Origin of the sequence: Collinsella aerofaciens (genome assembly GCF_028206995.1) — a bacterium.
Lineage (GTDB): Bacteria > Actinomycetota > Coriobacteriia > Coriobacteriales > Coriobacteriaceae > Collinsella > Collinsella aerofaciens_AQ.
The window spans coordinates 94,787-113,132 of sequence record NZ_JAQLFL010000007.1; the positions used below are offsets into that span (position 1 = coordinate 94,787).

Here is an 18,346-nt window from a genome sequence, read left to right on the forward strand (position 1 = left end):
TCGCCCCGCCAACTCCCCTACCTCCCGCGCAGAGCTTTAAGCTTGGCCAGGGCCTCGGGGCTTAGACGGCTGCCCAGGGTCATCTTGATCTGCGGGGCCTCCTCGGCCTCGTGCACGTCGTTGTCGATCTGTTTGATCTCGTCCACCAGCATACGGCTCGAGATGCGCGTGACACCCTTGCCCATGACGACGGCCTGGATCGTGCCGTCGCTCGATACCACGGAGCATGCGCGGCCTTCCTCGCGCGCCTCGGTGCAGAGCTTTTGCACCACGGTATCGGCTGAAACACCCGTCGGCGAGAACTCGATGCGCACGCCGCGGGCCGGCAGGTTGGGACGTTCACTGGAGATATTGCCCGCGCCGTCAAACACGATCACGGCCTCGTAACGGCCCTGGGCAAAGGCAGCAACGTCGTTGATGAGGGCGGTGCGCGCCATATCGTGGACGTCGCTGGAATACGGATCGTCGGAATGGTCGTACACGAGCTTTTCGTAGCGCGGCGTGCAGTGGATCACGTTGTAACCGTCGACCACCAGCAGCTCGGGCTTGTTGGAGTGCACCGTCGAGACTGGGTCGGCGATAGCCTGCGCAAACGCATTGCCGCCCACGCCGTAGGTCGCGGCCGAAACAATCGGCTTGGCCGAGCCCTCGCCAAAGCGCTTGGCCTTGGACTTGGCACGGTTCTTCTTGGACATGCGCTACTCCTCCCCCATGAGCTCGCCGGCGTTGCGGCGCAGCCACTCAAAGCAGAGGGCCGTAGTCGCCTGGGCAACATTGAGGCTCTCGGTCATGCCGCGCTGGGGAAGCTTGGTCAAAAAGTCACATTTCTCGAGCACTAGACGCGAGATGCCGTCGCCCTCGGAGCCCATGACGAGCGCCACGCGACCCTCGAAGGGAGCATCCCAGCAACTGCCTTCGGCGTGCTCAGAGGCACCGCCCACCCAAAAGCCAGCGGCCTTGAGGTCATCGAGCGCACGGGCGATGTTGGGCACCTGCGCGATAGGCAGATGCATGACGGCGCCGGCTGAAGTCTTGTAGCTGCCCACGGTCACGCCGGCGGCACGCTTGTTGGCGATGATGACGCCGGCCGCGCCCACAACCTCGGCGGAGCGCACGATGGCGCCAAAGTTGCCGTCGTCAGTCACGTGGTCGAGCACCACGACAAGTGCCGGGCCCTCGCCTGCGCGGTCGAGAATATCGGCGACATCGGCATAGGGAAAGTTGCCAACCTCGAGCGCGATGCCCTGGTGGGCGCCATGGCTCGACAGCGCGTCGAGCTGCGCGCGCGGCACATACTTAATGCGGACACCCGCGGCGTTGAGGTCGTCGACCAGGCGCGACAAAGCGGCATCGCGCTCCCCGCCCTCGGCAATGAGCGCGCACTTGATGGGAAAACCAGTGCGTAGCGCCTCGGCGGCAGCACGACGGCCTTCGATAAACTCGCCCTTGGGAGCCTGGACAGCGTCGCGGTTGCGATCGCGCTGCGGACGTGCGGCCTGGGCACGATCGCGCTGGCCCTTGGGAGCAGCAGCGCGGTCATTACGGCGAATCGAACGCGAGCCAGAAGCGGCCTGCTTGCCGCCACGAGGCGCACGCTTGCGATTGTCGGCCATAAAGCGACCTCCTAAATACAACTATCAAACGAAACAAATAGACCGACCGCCCGAGGTGCGGCAGATTGCCTTGAAAGAGGAGGGCATAGACCTTGAGGTCATGCCCGACGATTGAAAGGCAAGGTGCCGTGGCTCGGGCGGTCGGGTGCTTGGGAAACCCGCGGGGATTAGAGAGATTTGATACGAGTGCCGGCGGCGGTATCTTCAATCGTCAGGCCCAGGTCCTTGAGCTGGTCGCGGATGGCGTCGGCCAGATCCCAGTTCTTGGCGGCACGGGCCTCGGCGCGGGCCTCGAGAATCTTGGCAGCAGCCTCGTCCACGTCGTCGCCCGTGTAGGCGACCAGGCCGGCGGCAACGCCCAGCAGGCCCAGCGGCAGCTCGACCTTGGGCTCGGGAAGCTCGACGCCAAACGTATCGAGCAGCTCGACCAGCGTATCGGCGGCGGCCAGGGCAGCGGCCTTGTCGGCAGCATCGCCCGCCTGCTCCAGGTACTGGTTGCACTCGGTCACAAAGCCAAAGACAGCACCCATGGCACCGGCGGTGTTAAAGTCGTCATCCATGCACTCCTTAAAGGTGGTGCGGGTCTCGGCGGCCTTGGCGGCAAACGCCTCGGCAGCCGCTTCGTCGGCATCGGCCGTCGCGTGGTTCGCGGCCCAACGCAGGTTCTCGACCGTACCGGCGATACGCGTGAGCGAGTTCTCGGCACCCTCCAGGCGCTCCCAAGAAAAGTCGAGCGGCGAGCGATAGCTCGTCTGCAGCATCAGCAGGCGCAGGGCGGCAGCGGAGTGCTGCTCGAGGACCTCGGCCAGCGTAAAGAAGTTGCCGAGCGACTTGGACATCTTCTCGCCGTCTACCAGCAGCATGCCCGTGTGCATCCAGGTGTTGGAGAAGCCCTGGTGCCAGGCGCAGGTGGCCTGGGCGCACTCGTTCTCGTGATGCGGGAAGGCAAGGTCGGAGCCGCCGCCGTGGATGTCGATCGGAGTGCCCAGGTAGCGATGCACCATGGCGGCGCACTCGGTGTGCCAACCGGGACGGCCCTCGCCCCAGGGGCTCGGCCAGCTGGGCTCGCCGGGCTTGGCGGCCTTCCACAGGGCAAAGTCGAGCGGGTCGTTCTTGTCCTCGTTCTCCTCGATGCGCGCGCCAACCATAAGGTCGTCGATGTTGCGGCCCGAGACCTGACCATAGTTGGGATCGCTGCGCACGGCAAAGTACACGTCGCCGTTATCGGCTGCGTAAGCGTGGCCCTGCTCGATAAGCGTCTTGATCATGGCGATCATGGGGCCGATCTCCTTGGTGGCGCGGGGGCGCACATCGGGATCGAGCACGTTGGCGGCGCGCATGACGCCGATGAACTTGTCGGAGAACTCCGTCGCGACCTCGGCGGCCGTACGGCCCTGCTCGTTGGCGCGCTTGATGATCTTGTCGTCGACATCGGTGAGGTTCTGGGCGAACGTGACCTCGTAACCGCTCGCGATGAGCCAGCGGCGAATCACGTCAAAGCTGATGAACGTACGGGCGTTGCCGATGTGGATGTTGTCGTAGACCGTGGGGCCGCACACGTACATGCGGACCTTGCCGGACTCGATGGGCTGGAACTCTTCCTTTTTATGGGTAGCGCTGTTGTAGATACGCATTCGTTACTCCTTAACGGTTTTCTGTAGCAGGCAGACGGCCCAGGCGCCGATTCCCTCGCCCTGGCCTTCCCAACCGAGCTTTTCGGTCGTAGTGGCGGCGACGCCCACGTTTTCGACGTCAACGCCCAGGGCATGGGCAAGGTTGGCGCGCATGGCATCGCGATGCGGGGTGATCTTAGGCTGCTGGCAGGCAATGGTGCAATCGGCATCGACAAACTCAAAGCCCAGCTCACGCGCATAGTCCATCACGCGGGCAAGCAGCACCATCGAATCGGCACCCTCGTAGGCGGGATCGGTGTCGGGGAATAGCTTGCCGATGTCTCCCCCACGGCAGGCGCCCAGAATGGCGTCGGCCAAGGCGTGCGCGAGCACATCGGCATCCGAGTGGCCCAGCAGGCCGCGCTCGTAGGGAATGTCGACACCGCCGATGATACATCGACGCCCCTCCACCAGACGGTGAACGTCGTAGCCATGGCCAATGCGCAGGTTACTGAACATGGGGAAGGTCCTCTCCCTCGGCCATGCGGCCAAGCAGAATCGCGGTTACGGGACGCAGGTCCTCGGGCACCGTCACCTTAAGGTTATCGCGTGGGCTCTGGACGCAGCGGACGCGCCCACCCATGCGCTCGACCAGCGACGAATCATCGGTACCGATAAAGCCCTCGGCAATGGCTGCAGCGTGGGCGCGCTTCATAGCATCGACGCTAAAGATCTGCGGCGTCTGCGCTGCCCAGTAGAGCTCACGCGGCGGCGTCTCGACGATATTATCGCCGTCAACGATCTTGAGCGTGTCGATCGCGGGCTGACCGCACACGACACCGTCGAGGGCACGGTCGCTCACGAGCACGTCGATAGCGTGGTCGATGGCCTCGGTCGTAATGAGCGGACGAGCGCCGTCGTGGATGGCGACATATTCGAAACCCGCCGGAACCGCATGCACGCCGGCACGGGTGGAATCCTGACGGGTATCGCCGGCATCGGCAAAGCTGATGGGCGTGTCATAGTCAAACGGGTCAATGGCCAGGCGGCGCATCTCGGCACGGCGCTCGGCAGGGCAAACCACGACGATATGGCCGACCTTATCGCTACGATCGAACGCGCGGATGGACCAGCTCATGAGCGGACGGCCCGCCACATTAACGAGCTGCTTGCCGCCGGGATTTCCAAAGCGCTGGCCGCTGCCGCCGGCAACGACCACGGCGCATACGGGCGCCATTATGCGTTCCCCTGTTTGGTGCCCTTCATGCGGTACAGCGAGTCCGCAAGAATGGCAGGGTTGTTGACGCCAAAGTCGCCCAAGCGCTCCGGATCCTCGCTGATGTCGTCCATGAGCTCCTGCAGCGAGCCGTACTCGTCGACGATCTTCTCGGCCACGCCGTCGCGCACGACGGACACGCGCGAAAGCGTGCGCAGGCCCAGCGGCGTCATGACGGAGTCCTCGTCCAAGTCGTCATAGCCCAGAACTGCCGCCACGTGCTGCGGGTCGGACAGGTCCTTAGGCGTCATACGGCTCAGCTCGGCGCGAATCTTCTCGGCGTTGGCCTCAGAGGAATCGCTCGCGTAGTCGCGGATCATCAAGTCGTATTCGGTATCCATGCTGGAGCCCGCGAGCTGCTCGAGCTGCATCTGCACGAGCTTACCCTGGTTACCCAGCTTGACAATGCAATCCTTAAGCTCGGTCTTTGCCTGCTGCATGATCTCGAAGCTCGAGAAAATACCGGTAATGTCGGCGAGTGTGACGTAGTCGTCGAGCTCGAGGGCCGTCAGGCGCAACAGGGAGCGATCGAGCGACTGACGGGTAGTCTGGAGCGTGGCGACGAGCTGGTTGACCGAGCTCATGATGGTGGTGACGGGCTGAATCTCGTAGCTCTTGCCGTGGACGTACACGTTGACGACGGCGCGACGAGCCGAAACCGAGATCACGATGGCATCGGTGAGCACCGACATGCGAGCGGCAGTACGGTGACGCATGCCCGTCTCACTCGTGGCGAGCGAGGGATCGGGATTGAGGTGGAAGTTGGCGCGCAGGATCTGGGTGAGGTCGCCATCGATAACGATGGCGCCGTCCATCTTGGAAAGCTCGAACAGGCGGTTCGAGGTAAACGAAATGTTGAGCGGGAAGCCGTCGTTACCGGCAGCGAGCACGTTTTCGGTGTCGCCGACGCAGATAAGGGCGCCCAGGTGACCGGCGATGATCATGTCGAGGGCGGTGCGGATCGGCTGACCAGGTGCCGTCAGGCGGATGGCCTGTTCCATACGCTTTTGCAGCTCGTTCTTATCCAAGGCATCGCTCCCATCGTATACGCTCCATAAACGCTAAATAGTTTCTCACGGTTTGTCCCTGCGGCGCTTGCGAAATCCGATGCTTACAGAATGAGCGAACACAGCTGAGAGCCCAACCCAAATCAGCTGTTCATGTGGTAGCATCGGGATTCGCATAAATGAGGGAGTAGTCGCGTGATCGGGTTCGCCTCCGGTGGCGCGGCAAGTCAACACACTGGCCGATGCGGCCTGGCTTGCCTTAATGAACGAGACTCGTGGCTGTGCGCGCAACGCGTACGCCACGGGTCTTTTTTGTTACTCCCCCAAGAGGTACACGCGGGCCCGCCCGCAGAGAGGGAGCCAGACTATGGGACTCGCAGAGCTTGTGTTGCTCGCTATCGGCCTTTCTATGGACGCTTTTGCCGTATCCATCTGCAAGGGCCTTGGCATGAAAAGGATCGACCTTAAGGTCGCCGTGATACTCGGCCTGTTCTTTGGCGGTTTCCAGGCCGGCATGCCCGTAATTGGGTGGGCCCTTGGTAGCCAGTTCATGGGCATCATCAGCCCCATCGACCACTGGATCGCCTTTATCCTGCTCGCCTTTATCGGCGGCAAGATGCTGTGGGAAGCCTTTACTGAGGACGAGAACGAAGGCGACGGCAAGGATGCCGAAAAGATCGACCTGGGCGAATATCTAATCCTTGCCATCGCCACCTCGATTGACGCGCTTGCCGTGGGCATCTCGTTTGCCGCGCTCTCGGTCGATATCGTTCCCGCCGTGTCGCTCATTGGCATCACGACCTTTGTCTTCTCCGTTGCCGGCGTAGCGATCGGCCACACCTTTGGCGCGCGCTACGAAAAGCCCGCCACCATCGTGGGTGGCGTCGTGCTCGTCCTCATCGGCCTCAAGATTTTGCTGGAGCATCTGGGGATTTTGGCGCTGTAAAACACCCTTCAAAACTAAACGTCCGGATGAGGCCTAATGCAGAGTTTTGCATGAGGCCTTTTCATGCAGACTTTTGCATGTCATACTATGATGCAAAAGTCTGCACGTTAGGAGATCGCCGTGGATACCCTTCCCATCACCACACCGCGCCAAGCTGGCATCTACGTGCGCCAGGCACGCGAGGCTCAGGGTCTCACCCGTGCCGCCCTCGCTAATAAGGCCGGTGTTTCGGAGCGCCTGCTCGCATCGCTCGAGCTAGGAGACGCCACCGGCATTCGACTCGACAAGCTGCTGGCGATTTTCGACGCTCTTGAACTGGCGCTCGCAGCACAAGGGGATATAAGCGAAACGAAAAATGAGCACCCAGTCGACGCCCCGCATGCTGATCAACCTTGCAGCACCTCCAGACGCCATCACGCTCAACGTCTTCATCATCGCAACCGTCGCAGCACAACCATTCCGGCTCTTGCAGATACCCCCCTTACGTCCGAGCTCTACGACAGGGCCTTCGCCGATTTCGCCATGTCCAATCTCGGAGTCTCGATTGCCGCAAACGCATCTAGCCAAACCATGCCCGAAGGGAAATAGCCAATGGCCAGAACATCACTTCGGACCATTATTTGCGGCGTGCCTGCTGGAACGCTCGCGCAAGATGAGAACGGTCTTATCAGCTTTACCTACGATCATGACTATGACGGGCCAGCCCTATCGACCAACATACCCGTATCGAATCGCACATACGGACAACAGGTCATGAATCCGTACCTGTTTGGCCTTCTACCCGACAGCGAGGACCAACGAAAGGCGATTGCTGCCGAATTCGACGTTAGACCCAACAATGCCGTTGCGCTACTCAGCCATATCGGACTTGACTGTCCGGGTGGAGTGCAGTTTTGCGCCGAAGAAGACGTCAACGCCGTCTTGCATCGCACCAGCGAATACCGCCCTATAGGCGATCACGAGATTGCACTGCGACTCAAGTCAATCAGAGATGACCGCAATGCATCGTGGATGGGCCTAGATGAAAGTTGGTCACTTGGAGGCAATCAGGGCAAGTTCGCTCTCGCACTCATAGACGGTCGCTGGTGCGAATGCGTGGGCTCCTCGCCCACGACGCATATTTTCAAAAATGGCGTCATCGGATTTAAACTTGAGGCTCTCAATGAGTTTGTCTGCATGAAAAGCGCCCAGCGCGCCGGTATCGCAACGGCAAACGTCGAATATCGTATGTTTGAGGACGAACCTGCCCTCATTGTTGAGCGCTATGACCGCGTGAAAGTCGAAGACGGAATGATCAGGCGCCTACATCAAGAAGACCTCTGTCAGGCACTTGGGGTGATGCCCGCCCAAAAGTACACAGCAGACGGCGGCCCGACCACCCGCGACATTCAAGAGCTCCTCGTAAATACGAGCCACCATCAACTTAACCTGTATCTGTTTACGCAGATACTGTTCTTCAACGCCATTATCGGCGCACCGGATGCGCACGCGAAAAACTATTCCCTGCTCCTTGGAAACGACGGCGCAGCCATGATGGCTCGAATGTACGATGTCGCGTCGGGTTTGGCGTATGAGCGCATGCGCCGCCGGGCGCGCCTCGCCATGAGCGTTGGCGGCGAAAATCGTGTGGGGCGAATCGGTCCAGGCGCTATCCGCCGATACCACGGTATGGGCGATCCCGCGCTGGAGACGGCGCTTACCGATGCCGGGCTATCCGAGAAGTTTTGCTTTGCGACCATGATGGACCTCGCCTACGAGGTACCCATTTGCATGGAAGAGGTCATGGACGAATACGCCGACCTGCCCGGCATGGCGGACCTGCGCGAGCATATGCTCGGCCCCGTCCGCGAAAACTGCCAGCGCACCCTCGACCTCATCAGGGCAGAAATGGACTAGGTGACCGTAATTTCGCAATTATCAAACAAAAGAGGGGGGGCACCCGTCGCAAACGCTCGAATGCCCCCTCTCGTAATGTCATTTGCAATCCGCTAGCACGTGACTCGGACTGCTGCTAGCGCAACCTTTACACGGCAAGGCGCTTGAGGACGTCGATGAGCAGCTCGTAGAAGCGCTCGGCAGAAGCGAGCTCCATGCTCTCGTCCGGGGTGTGGACATCGGAGAGCGTCGGGCCCACGGCGATGGCGTCCAGGCCGTGCAGGGCCTCGGCAAACAGACCGCACTCAAGGCCGGCGTGAATGGACTCGATACGCAGCTCAGAGCCAAAGAGCTCGCGATAGCTCTCGACAAAGACGTCGCGGACCGGCGAATGCTCGGCATAGCTCCAGCCGGGATACTCAAACTCAAACTTGGCGTCGAATCCCAGGACATCGGCCAGCGTCTGCAGGCGGTCCTTAAACTCGTTCTGCAGCGAGGTGATCGAGGAGCGCGGGGACAGCATGATCTTGACCTCGTCGTCAGAAGTGGCAACCACACCGATGTTGGAGGAAACCTCGACGGAGCCGTCGGTGGCGACGTTGCGGCGGATCACACCGTTGGGGGCAAGGCGCAGAGCGCGAATAAGGGCAAGTGCGGACTTCTCGTCCATGGCCTCGACCTCAGCGTCGTCGGCAATCTCAACCGTGCAGGTAAAGCCGGGGTCGAAGACCTCGAGCTCGGCAGTAACGTCGGCGATGATGCCCTTTGCGATCTGGGCCGCGGCCTCGGCGGCAGCGTGGTCGGCGTAGACCAGAACAGCCTTGCACTCACGGTTGATGGCGTTGTCCTTGGTGCCGCCGTTAAAGCTAACGATGGCGGGCTCGCCGGCAACCATCAGGCGGTCGATGATGCGGGCCATGATGAGGTTGCCGTTGCCGCGCTCCAGGTTGATATCGCTGCCGGAGTGACCGCCCAGCAGGCCGGAGATGTCGAGCGTGAGGGTGCTACCGGTCTTGTGCTCGCGCACGATGGGGCAGGTGTAGGTAACGACGACGCCGCCGGCGCAGCTGACGGTGGCAACGCCCTCTTCCTCGGAATCGAGGTTGATCATGGTACGGGCGGTGATCTGGGACTTGTCGAGCGTCTCGGCGCCAACCAGGCCGGTCTCCTCGTCGGTGGTGAACACGCACTCGAGGGCCGGATGAGCAATCGAATCGTCGTTGAGTACGGTAAGCATCAGAGCGACAGCAATGCCGTTGTCGGCGCCCAGCGTGGTGCCGTTGGCGGTAAGGACGCCGTCCTTGACGACCAAGTCGATACCGTCGGTCGTAAAGTCGTGCTCGACGGAACCCAGCTTGTCGCACACCATGTCGATGTGACCCTGCAGCATCACGGTCGGGGCATTCTCGGCGCCGGCAGACGCGGGCTTGCGAATGATGACGTTGTAGACCTCGTCCTGGTACACATCGAGACCGCGCTCCTTGGCAAACGCGACCAGGAAATCGCTGATGCCCTTCTCGTTACCAGACCCGCGGGGGATCGCGCTGATATCCTCAAAGAAATGGAATAGCTGGGCGGGCTCGTAGCCGATGATCTTGTAGTCCATGGTGCCTCCTTGGCGCAACTGGTTAGACAGTAAGACATGCGCCTTGTATATTCCCAGACTTTGCGTGCATAAACCAGTCGAAAACGCCGAGCGCCCCCGCATCATCGGCTAACGGCGGGGAAACGTCACTTTATTAAGATAAAGCAGGTTAGACGGGCCGCGCGAAGGGACGTTGGGCCCTTCAACCAACCTCAACGCTTGATCAACGTTTATGCATACGCCGTTGGTATGTTTAATGAGATTTACCTTGAACGAAGGGGCCTTTCCAACAGAAAAAGGGCGCTCCTTTGGAACGCCCTCGTGGACACAAGGTTTTTGTTACGCCCTACAGCGCGCCGGAACCGGCTTGCATCATGCCGCCGGGGCCCGAACTCACTCCACCGCTTACGGGCGCGGCGTTGCCGGTGTGCGGCGCCGCCAGAGCGGTATCGCCGCCGAGCGCGCCGACCGGACGCGGTGCCGGAATCTCGCCCGTGCCGTGGCTAAAGACAAACTTGCCGTCGGCCACATCGCACAGGACGGTATCGCCCTCGCCCCACTCGCCGGCCAGCAGCTCCTCGGACAGCGGGTCCTCAATGAGCTTTTGGATGGCACGGCGCAGCGGACGCGCGCCATTGGTGAGGTCGGTGCCCTCGGCCACGATCTTGTCGTAGGCCGCATCGGTGAGCTTGATGTTCATGCCGTTGGCAATCAGGCGTTGACGCAAGTCGTCCACCAGCAGGTGCGCGATCTTAGTCAGATTCTCGCCCGAAAGCTTCTGGAACACCACAATGTCGTCGATACGGTTGAGCAACTCGGGGCGGAACAGGCGCTTGAGCTCGCCCATCGCGCGGCTCTTGATCTCACTCGACGTGAGACCCTGCTCGCCGGTGGTGCCAAAGCCAACGCTCGCATCCTGAGCAATCTCACGGGCGCCCACGTTGGACGTCATGATGATCACGGTATTGCGGAAGTCGACCGTCTTGCCCTGGCTATCGGTCAGACGGCCCTCCTCCAGCACCTGCAGCAGGATATTGAAGATGTCGGGGTGCGCCTTCTCGATCTCGTCGAACAGCACAACCGAGTACGGATGACGGCGCACGGCCTTGGTGAGCTGACCGCCCTCGTCATGGCCAACGTAGCCCGGGGGGCTACCGATAAGCTTGGAGACCTCGAACTCGCTGCCGAACTCCGACATGTCGAAGCTGATGAGCGCGTCCTTGCTGCCAAAGAGGTACTCGGCGAGCGTCTTGGCGAGCTCGGTCTTGCCCGTGCCGGTGGGGCCCAGGAAGATAAAGCTGCCGCCGGGGCGACGCGGGTCCTTGAGCGGCGAACGGCTGCGGCGAACGGCCTTGGCAACGGCCTCGACTGCCTCGTCCTGGCCGATAATGCGGGTCTTGAGCACGCTTTCGGTCTGCAGCAGGCGACGGCTCTCGCTCTCGGTGAGCGAAGACACCGGCACACCCGAGGTCACGGAGACGATGTCGGCGATCTGGGCAACGTCGATGGTGAGCGGGCTCGCGTCGAGCTCGGCCGTCCAGGCAGCCTTGGCCTCGGCAAGCTCAATCTCGGCAGCCTTTTGCTGCTCAGTGATCTCGGCAGCCTTGTTCATGTCGTCGCTCTCGGTGGCCTCCTGTGCGGCAGCCTTGAGCTCTTCGACGCGATGCTCGGCCTCGCGCACCGGCTCGGGCGCGCGGTTGGCGGCGATGCGGGCGCGGGCACCGGCCTCGTCGATGAGGTCGATGGCCTTATCGGGCAGGAAGCGGTCCTGAATGTAGCGGTTGGAGAGGTTCGCGGCAGCCTCGATAGCACCCTGTGTGTAACGCACATGGTGGTGTTCCTCGTAGCGCGGCTTGAGCGCGGTCAGGATCTTGACCGTGTCCTCGACGCTCGGCTCCTCGACATCGATGGTCTGAAAGCGGCGCTCAAAGGCCGGATCCTTGGTGAGGTACTTGCGGAACTCCTCGGCCGTGGTGGCGCCGATAATCTGGAAGGCACCGCGTGCGAGCACCGGCTTGAGCATGGAGCTCGCATCGATAGAACCCTCGGCAGAACCGGCACCGATGATGGTGTGCATCTCGTCGATAAACAAGATGACGTCGTCGGCTTCGGTCGCCTCCTGGATCACGTTCTTGAGGCGCTCCTCGAACTCACCGCGATACTTGGCGCCCGCAACGAGGCCCGGCAGGTCGAGTGTCCAGATATTCTGGTTCATGAGGTTCTCGGGCACGTTGCCGGCGGCGATCTGCTGGGCCAGGCCCTCGACGATGGCCGTCTTGCCCACGCCGGGGTCGCCCAAGATGAGCGGGTTGTTCTTAGTGCGGCGCGAAAGGATTTCCATCATGCGCTGGACTTCCTTTTCGCGGCCAATCACGGGATCGAGCTTGCCGTCGCGGGCCTTCTGCGTGAGGTTGGTGGCGAACTGCTTAAGCGTGTCAGTGCCGCCCCCCCTTTGCTGGGAGGCATCCGAGCCACTAAAGAACGGCAGGCCCGCACCGGGACGCCCGGCACCAGCGCCAGCGAGCGGGCGCTTCTTGTCCTGGTCCTTGGCGGTAAGCTTCTCGATGGCTTTTTTAATTGAGGCAGACGACACGCCAAGGCGCATGAGAACGTCCATGGCCATGCCGTTGCCCTCTTCGACGATGCCGATGAGCAGGTGCTCGGTCGACACGTAGGTCTGGTTGTTCTCGCGTGCCACGCGGAAGGAACGCTCCATCACGCTAATGACGAGCGGCGTAAAGGCAAGCTTGGCGGCCTCGGTCTCCTCGCTGGGCTCGGGCACCGTGGTCTGGACCTCCTTGAGGGTGTCCATGATGTCGTCGTAGGAGATATCGAGCGATCGCAGCGCCTCGGCAGCGATGCCCTCGTCCTCCTTGGCGAGTGCGAGCAGCAGGTGCTCGGTGCCCACCTTATTTGAGTGTAGATCGAGCGCCTCTTGCTTGGCCATTGACATGACCTTACGCGCGCGATCGGTAAATCTATCTAACATGCTCGTTTCCTTACATGAGTTCATCGAAATCAAAACGCCCGCCCGTCGGCGGCGCTTTTGTTTCTTTACCCACAGGTTGTCTATGTTAACAGCTGGAGGAATATCTATAAACCCGGCTCACATGAATGCAGGTTATGACCGCATCGCGGGACTCACCGCGCGATGCGCGACAGGCGCCCCGCAAGAGAAACCCTAGGCGTCTTTCACCACGTCGGGACTCGTCGCACGCGATGCGCGATAGACATCGGCCTCCTTGGAGACGCGTTCGAGCAGCTCGGATGTATCGACGCCCTCGACTTGCGCGACCGTTTCCACCGTCTGCATGGCGACCGCCCTCAGGTACGCGCACGCGCTGTCCCCCAGCTGCTCGAGGTCTATCTCCTCGCCGCCCTCCCGGGCAAAGCCGACCGCCATCACAAAGCCCATGATGCCCGAGACCAGAAAGCCCACCGCAAAGTTCGAATCTGCCTTGAGCTCTTCTCCGTCGGGGTGGACGATCTCTCTCACGCGGTCGATGATGATCGTATGGATGCCCTGCACGACCTGCTCGGCGGCACCCGCCCTCATGGTGATGACGATGCGCCGCAGCAGGCAGCGGACGTCGCGCCGGTCGAACGCCGAAAGGTCGCCCTCGCTCGAAAAATGCCAGAGGGCATCGGTGATGAGCTCGTTATCCTGCAGCAGCTGGGCTATGGCGATGGCGACGAGTTCATCGAAATCGTGAAAATAGTAGTAAAACGTTCCGCGATTGCACTGGGCGGCGCGGGTCACCTCGCCAACCGACAGCTCGAAGATGCTGTTGTTCTCGATGAGCTCCCAAAACGCCTCGATGATACGGGTGCGTGCATCGGGCGCATCGGCGTCCTTACGCGGTCTCGCCATGCGCCTCACCGCACCCCTGCGCCTTGGCGTTCATGATGAGCATCTGAAGACGGTTCTCCACGTTGGCGAAGCTCACGTCGGGATCGTAGTCGAGCGGCAGGAACTGCGCCGTGGGATACTGCTCCTTGAGCGCATGGATGAGCCCGCGCCCCACGACATGGTTGGGCAGACACCCGAACGGCTGCAGGATCACGAAGTTGCGGCAGCCGCGCTTGGCGTGCTCGAGGATCTCCGCCGGAATCAGCACGCCCTCGCCCGCATCGAACGTATGGTGCAGGATCTTATCGCTCGCGCGCACGAGCTCGGGCATGCGCGTCGGCGGCTCGTAGAGCGGGCTCGCCGCGCCCAGGCGGTCGCAACGGTCGTGCGCGAGCTCGAACAGGTTGTCCGCCGTGGCGTACCAGGCCTTTTCGGGCAGCGACAGGTCGACGTGGAACTCGCGCGACTGCGCATGCTTGTAGAAATAGGTCTTGCGGATCACGTCGGTCATGCGCGCCTCGATGACCTCGAGCCCGTTGTCCTCGAGGTAGCGCTCGATCTCGTGGTTGGCGCCGAGATGGAAATTGAGCAGGTACTCGCCCACGATGAGAACGGTCGGATGCGGGTTCGAGCGGTCGTACGGAACGGCGTCCATGATCGCAAGCGCGCGTTTGAAGCCCGTCGCCTGGCCTCTCAGCCCGGAGCGCTCCATGCCCTCGATAACCTCATCGAGCGCGCGGTCGAACGCAGCGTCCGCCGCGCCCTTCTCGAGCTCGTAGGGACGGATGCGCCTAAGCATGGCCTCGAGGGCATCGATCATGGGAAGACCGTAGGCGATCTGGATGCTCGGGCCAAGGCCGAGCTTGAAGCCCAGATGCACATTGTGGGCATCGACGTCGTCGTTGGTGAGCACCGGGACATAGTCGTATCCCGCGTCGTCGAGCGCGCGGCGCAACAGGGGCATGTAGTGCGTCAGGCGGCAGTCGCCGATATACTTGCCAGTCACCACGGCGACGTCGTGCGGGTCGTACTTACCGCTCTCGAGTGCCGCGAGCGCCTCGCCGATCACGATTTGCGCGGGGAAGCAGATGTCGTTGTGCACATAGCGTTTGCCCAGGCGGATGGCATCCTCGCGCCCGATATCAAGGGCCTCGGCGCGCACGCCCTGATTGCGCATCGCCGCGGTCATGAGCCTGCAGAACGCATGGGAGGTGTTGGGGACCAGCGCGATCTTGTCGTGCCGGTCGCGCTTGGTGTACTTGACCTTATACGGGTCGTCGAGCGGATGGACCGCGTGCACCCGGGCGCCCTCGGCACGCTCCTCCGCGCGACGACGGTTGACCGACTCGATAAACGAACGCACGCGAATGCCCATGGGACCGGCGACGTCGCTCTCATCGAGCTTGATCATCATCGGAACCTTGGAGCCCATCTCGCCCATCATGCGCGCGATCTCGTCGGTGAGATACGCATCGTGGCCGCAGCCGAAGCTGCCCATCTGCACGAGCTCGAGCTCGGGCGTCGATGCGACGATGACCGCGCACGACAGCATGCGCGCATGGTAGTTGTTCACGATGTCGATGCGGCTGTTGGAAAGATCGACGTTGCAGACCCCTGGCACCGCATCGGGCGTCAGCACGGGGATGCCGCGCTCAGAGAAGAGCTTGGGCAGCCCGTGGTTGACCAGCGGGTCGTTGTGGTACGGGCGCGAAGCGATCACCACCGCGTAGCCGCCGTCCTCGCGCACGTTCTCGAGCACCTGCCTGCCGCGCAGTTGCAGCTGGTTCTCAAACGTCTGCTGCGCGCGGTCCGCCTGCTCGGTCGCCTTGGCAACCAGGTCGGCATCGATATCGAAGGTCTCCTTGCACCACGCCTTGAGCTGGCGGTTTCGGTCGCCCTCGTCGTACCAGTGGAACAGCGGCGTATCGAACGGAACGCCGAAACGCTCCTGCGGGTTATCGGAATTGCGCATCACGTAGGGGTATCCCTTTACGACGGCGCACATCCACTCGCTGGTAGAGGCGGTGTTTTCGGTGGGCACCGTCGTGATGATGGGCATGAAGATGCGGTCGACGCCGGCGTCGACGAGATTGCGGATGTGCCCGTGGACGAGCTTGGCCGGGAAGCACACGGTGTCGGATGTGACGTGCGCCAGACCGCGCTCGTACATCGCCTTGGTGCTGCGTCCCGAGACGCGCACCTTAAAGCCGAGCGTGCTGAAGAACGTCGACCAGAACGGCATGGTGTCCCAGAACTCGAGCACACGGGGAATGCCGATCGTGACATCGCGCCCCCCGCAGACGGGAACCGTGGGGTACGACTCGAACAGCAGCTTCTCGCGGTCGACAAAGAGATTGGGGGCAGCCGCGGTCCGGTCGCGCCCCGTGCCGGGTGCCTGTGCCTCGCAAGCACCCTGCGGACGCAGCTCCTCCGCCGCGGGAACCTCGCGCACGAGCTCATCCCATGAGATGGCGCCGCCGCGCGGGCAGCGATTGCCCGTGACGTAAAGCGAGCCGTCGCCAAATGCCACGACCGCGCGCTGGCAGCGGTTGTTGCACCGACGGCAGGTAACGCCGCCGAACTCGCGATGCTCGAAGCGCTCCACGGCATCGAGCCCGATAAACGACGTGCCGGCGTCGCCCTTGCGGCATTCCTCGCGCGCGAGCAGGGCGATACCGATAGCGCCCATCAGCCCCGGGTGGGGCGCACGCGTGACGGGTTTGCCCAGATACTGCTCGAATGCGCGCAGCACCGCGTCGTTTCGGAACGTGCCGCCCTGGACGACGACTTTGTCGCCCAGACGGTTGAGATTTGAAACGCGAATGACCTTGGTGAACACGTTCTCGATAATCGAACGGCAGAGACCGGCCATGATGTCGCCCGGACCCTTACCGCGCCGCTGCTCGGAAACGACGCTGCTGTTCATGAACACCGTGCAGCGGCTGCCGAGAACGGCGGGGGCTTTGGACGAAAATGCCTCGGTCGCGATATCCTCAACGGCTATTCCGAGGTTTTTGGCAAAACCCTCGAGGAACGAGCCGCAGCCCGCAGAGCACGCCTCGTTGACGACGATATCGGTCAGCACGCCGTGGTTGAGCCAGATGGCCTTCATATCCTGTCCGCCGATGTCGAGCACGAAGGTCGCATCGGGAACGCATGCGCACGCGGCGCGGGCGTGCGCGACCGTCTCGACCGTATGGTAGTCGGCGTGGAACGCGCGCGCGAAAAGCTCCTCGCCGTATCCCGTGGTGCCCACGGCATCGATCGCAAGCGTGACTCCCGCTGTCTCCCAGCGGTTCTTCAAGCTGACAAGACCCTGTTGGGCGACGTCGAGCGGTCTGCCGTTATTAGACGCGTAGAACGAATCGACAAGCTCACCCGCCTCATCGACCAAGGCGAACTTGGTCGTCGTGCTCCCCGAATCGATACCGAGCGCCACACGCACCGTCTCTCCGGGCGCATACGCATCCGGACCCTTTGCCGGCGTCTCTTTGCCATGGCGTGCCGTAAAATCCGCCTGCTCGGCAGGTGTGGCAAAAAAGGGCTGGGCAAGACGTCCCTCCCCGCTTGCGGGCGCGACCGTCTCGAGCTTACCCAGCCGGACAAAAGCGTCGGGAAGGTCGATCGGTTTGGACGATGCGAACATGTCGGTCAGCGACAGGGCGGCACCGAGCGCGACCATGATCTGCGGATCGCGCGGGACGATAACCTGATCGTCCGATAGATTCAGTTGCTCCCGGAACACGCGGACCAGCGTGGGGTTGTAGGCGAGCGTACCGCCCTCGAAGATTACCGGCGGCTCGATGTCGATACCCTGGGCCAGACCGCCGATCGTTTGGCGGGCGACCGCGTGAAGCGCCGAAAGCGCCAGGTCGGTGGTAGGAATGCCCTCGTTGAGCAGCGGCTGGATATCGGTCTTTGCGTACACGCCGCAGCGGCCCGAGACCTCGTGGACGGTCGTTCCCCGGCTTGCGAGCTGCTCGAACTCGCCCGATTCGGTGCCGACCCCCATGAGCTTTGCCATCTCGTCGATAAATGCACCGGTACCGCCTGCGCACGAGCCGTTCATGCGCATGTCGGCAACCTCGATGTCTCCCTTATCGTTGGTGCGGAAGAAGATCATCTTGGCGTCTTGGCCGCCCAGCTCGATGGCGCAGCGCGTCTGCGGATAGAACCTGCTGATCGCGAGCGCGTTGGCGACCACCTCCTGAACGTACGAGGCGCCCAGCGCGGTCGCGATATCGCGCGCACCCGAGCCGGTCACCGCAACGCGCAGCGACTCATGGGGAAAGCGCTCGGCGAGCTCGCCGAGCATGGCGCGCACGCTCGCTGTCTGACACGCCCCGTGGCGGCGATATCCCCACCACGCCTCGGTCATATCCTCGTGCATCGCGTAAACTTTGGTCGTCGTCGACCCTACGTCCAGTCCTACTAGCAACGCCATAATGCTCCGTCTCTCGCATTTTTCCTGCTAGAGATATACCACTCTACGTAATACAACAGACTGTTGTATTTAAACTCCGTATAAAAAGCGGCTGCCGAAACGCTTCAGCAGCCGCCAAATGCACCAACAGATTGTTC

General features: G+C 62.2%; 13 protein-coding genes. 3 read left to right on the forward strand and 10 right to left on the reverse strand.

Features of this window, described 5'->3' with window-relative positions:
• Window positions 1-17: 17 nt before the first annotated feature.
• The 6 genes from PMX60_RS06665 to disA form a co-directional block, all read right to left on the reverse strand.
• Window positions 18-695, reverse strand: a complete 678-nt coding sequence (locus tag PMX60_RS06665; RefSeq protein WP_271747311.1) for an NYN domain-containing protein — start codon at window positions 693-695, stop codon at window positions 18-20.
• Window positions 696-698: 3 nt separating this feature from the next.
• Window positions 699-1,613: a 23S rRNA (guanosine(2251)-2'-O)-methyltransferase RlmB gene (gene rlmB, locus PMX60_RS06670; protein ID WP_271747312.1), complete on the reverse strand. Its 915-nt coding sequence runs from the start codon at window positions 1,611-1,613 to the stop codon at window positions 699-701.
• 167 nt (window positions 1,614-1,780) lie between these two features.
• Window positions 1,781-3,247: a cysteine--tRNA ligase gene (gene cysS / locus PMX60_RS06675; RefSeq protein ID WP_227790774.1), complete on the reverse strand. Its 1,467-nt coding sequence runs from the start codon at window positions 3,245-3,247 to the stop codon at window positions 1,781-1,783.
• Between the two features lie 3 nt (window positions 3,248-3,250).
• On the reverse strand, window positions 3,251-3,745 hold the full coding sequence (ispF, locus tag PMX60_RS06680; protein WP_006234975.1) for a 2-C-methyl-D-erythritol 2,4-cyclodiphosphate synthase: 495 nt from the start codon (window positions 3,743-3,745) through the stop codon (window positions 3,251-3,253).
• The gene (gene ispD, locus PMX60_RS06685) at window positions 3,735-4,463 is read right to left on the reverse strand and encodes a 2-C-methyl-D-erythritol 4-phosphate cytidylyltransferase (RefSeq protein WP_035137545.1); all 729 of its coding nucleotides are present in this window, start codon (window positions 4,461-4,463) and stop codon (window positions 3,735-3,737) included. The genes ispF and ispD overlap by 11 nt, the downstream gene beginning before the upstream one ends.
• Entirely contained in the window at window positions 4,463-5,503 is a 1,041-nt protein-coding gene (gene disA, locus PMX60_RS06690; protein WP_369796797.1) for a DNA integrity scanning diadenylate cyclase DisA, read from the reverse strand. The genes ispD and disA overlap by 1 nt, the downstream gene beginning before the upstream one ends.
• A gap of 373 nt (window positions 5,504-5,876) precedes the next feature.
• On the opposite strand from disA, the gene PMX60_RS06695 reads away from it, so the two are divergent.
• The 3 genes from PMX60_RS06695 to PMX60_RS06705 all read left to right on the forward strand — a co-directional run bounded on the left by PMX60_RS06695 (window position 5,877) and on the right by PMX60_RS06705 (window position 8,351).
• Entirely contained in the window at window positions 5,877-6,455 is a 579-nt protein-coding gene (locus PMX60_RS06695; protein WP_271747313.1) for a manganese efflux pump MntP, read from the forward strand.
• 120 nt (window positions 6,456-6,575) lie between these two features.
• Window positions 6,576-7,043, forward strand: a complete 468-nt coding sequence (locus tag PMX60_RS06700; protein WP_215673995.1) for a helix-turn-helix domain-containing protein — start codon at window positions 6,576-6,578, stop codon at window positions 7,041-7,043.
• Window positions 7,044-7,046: 3 nt separating this feature from the next.
• The gene (locus tag PMX60_RS06705) at window positions 7,047-8,351 is read left to right on the forward strand and encodes a type II toxin-antitoxin system HipA family toxin (RefSeq protein WP_271747314.1); all 1,305 of its coding nucleotides are present in this window, start codon (window positions 7,047-7,049) and stop codon (window positions 8,349-8,351) included.
• Window positions 8,352-8,478: 127 nt separating this feature from the next.
• Here PMX60_RS06705 and PMX60_RS06710 read toward each other — a convergent pair whose 3' ends face one another.
• The 4 genes from PMX60_RS06710 to PMX60_RS06725 all read right to left on the reverse strand — a co-directional run bounded on the left by PMX60_RS06710 (window position 8,479) and on the right by PMX60_RS06725 (window position 18,209).
• Window positions 8,479-9,936 carry an aminoacyl-histidine dipeptidase gene (locus tag PMX60_RS06710; RefSeq protein WP_271747315.1) on the reverse strand — a complete coding sequence of 486 codons (1,458 nt, stop codon included), beginning with the start codon at window positions 9,934-9,936 and terminating at the stop codon, window positions 8,479-8,481.
• Window positions 9,937-10,261: 325 nt separating this feature from the next.
• Window positions 10,262-12,904 (reverse strand): ATP-dependent Clp protease ATP-binding subunit, encoded by a 2,643-nt coding sequence (locus tag PMX60_RS06715; RefSeq protein WP_271747316.1) that lies wholly within the window; start codon window positions 12,902-12,904, stop codon window positions 10,262-10,264.
• A gap of 192 nt (window positions 12,905-13,096) precedes the next feature.
• Window positions 13,097-13,786 carry a TetR/AcrR family transcriptional regulator gene (locus PMX60_RS06720; protein ID WP_271747317.1) on the reverse strand — a complete coding sequence of 230 codons (690 nt, stop codon included), beginning with the start codon at window positions 13,784-13,786 and terminating at the stop codon, window positions 13,097-13,099.
• Window positions 13,770-18,209: an acyl-CoA dehydratase activase gene (locus PMX60_RS06725; protein ID WP_271747318.1), complete on the reverse strand. Its 4,440-nt coding sequence runs from the start codon at window positions 18,207-18,209 to the stop codon at window positions 13,770-13,772. The genes PMX60_RS06720 and PMX60_RS06725 overlap by 17 nt, the downstream gene beginning before the upstream one ends.
• Between the last annotated feature and the right edge of the window lie 137 nt (window positions 18,210-18,346).

What these genes read in the sequence shown, in the direction of transcription:
- PMX60_RS06710 (WP_271747315.1), bottom strand. Translation starts at nt 9,936, where the DNA reads ATGGACTACAAGATCATCGGCTACGAGCCCGCCCAGCTATTCCATTTC.
- PMX60_RS06725 (WP_271747318.1), bottom strand. Translation starts at nt 18,209, where the DNA reads ATGGCGTTGCTAGTAGGACTGGACGTAGGGTCGACGACGACCAAAGTT.
- PMX60_RS06720 (WP_271747317.1), bottom strand. Translation starts at nt 13,786, where the DNA reads ATGGCGAGACCGCGTAAGGACGCCGATGCGCCCGATGCACGCACCCGT.
- cysS (WP_227790774.1), bottom strand. Translation starts at nt 3,247, where the DNA reads ATGCGTATCTACAACAGCGCTACCCATAAAAAGGAAGAGTTCCAGCCC.
- PMX60_RS06705 (WP_271747314.1), top strand. Translation starts at nt 7,047, where the DNA reads ATGGCCAGAACATCACTTCGGACCATTATTTGCGGCGTGCCTGCTGGA.
- disA (WP_369796797.1), bottom strand. Translation starts at nt 5,503, where the DNA reads ATGGAACAGGCCATCCGCCTGACGGCACCTGGTCAGCCGATCCGCACC.
- ispF (WP_006234975.1), bottom strand. Translation starts at nt 3,745, where the DNA reads ATGTTCAGTAACCTGCGCATTGGCCATGGCTACGACGTTCACCGTCTG.
- PMX60_RS06695 (WP_271747313.1), top strand. Translation starts at nt 5,877, where the DNA reads ATGGGACTCGCAGAGCTTGTGTTGCTCGCTATCGGCCTTTCTATGGAC.
- PMX60_RS06715 (WP_271747316.1), bottom strand. Translation starts at nt 12,904, where the DNA reads ATGTTAGATAGATTTACCGATCGCGCGCGTAAGGTCATGTCAATGGCC.
- PMX60_RS06665 (WP_271747311.1), bottom strand. Translation starts at nt 695, where the DNA reads ATGTCCAAGAAGAACCGTGCCAAGTCCAAGGCCAAGCGCTTTGGCGAG.
- ispD (WP_035137545.1), bottom strand. Translation starts at nt 4,463, where the DNA reads ATGGCGCCCGTATGCGCCGTGGTCGTTGCCGGCGGCAGCGGCCAGCGC.
- rlmB (WP_271747312.1), bottom strand. Translation starts at nt 1,613, where the DNA reads ATGGCCGACAATCGCAAGCGTGCGCCTCGTGGCGGCAAGCAGGCCGCT.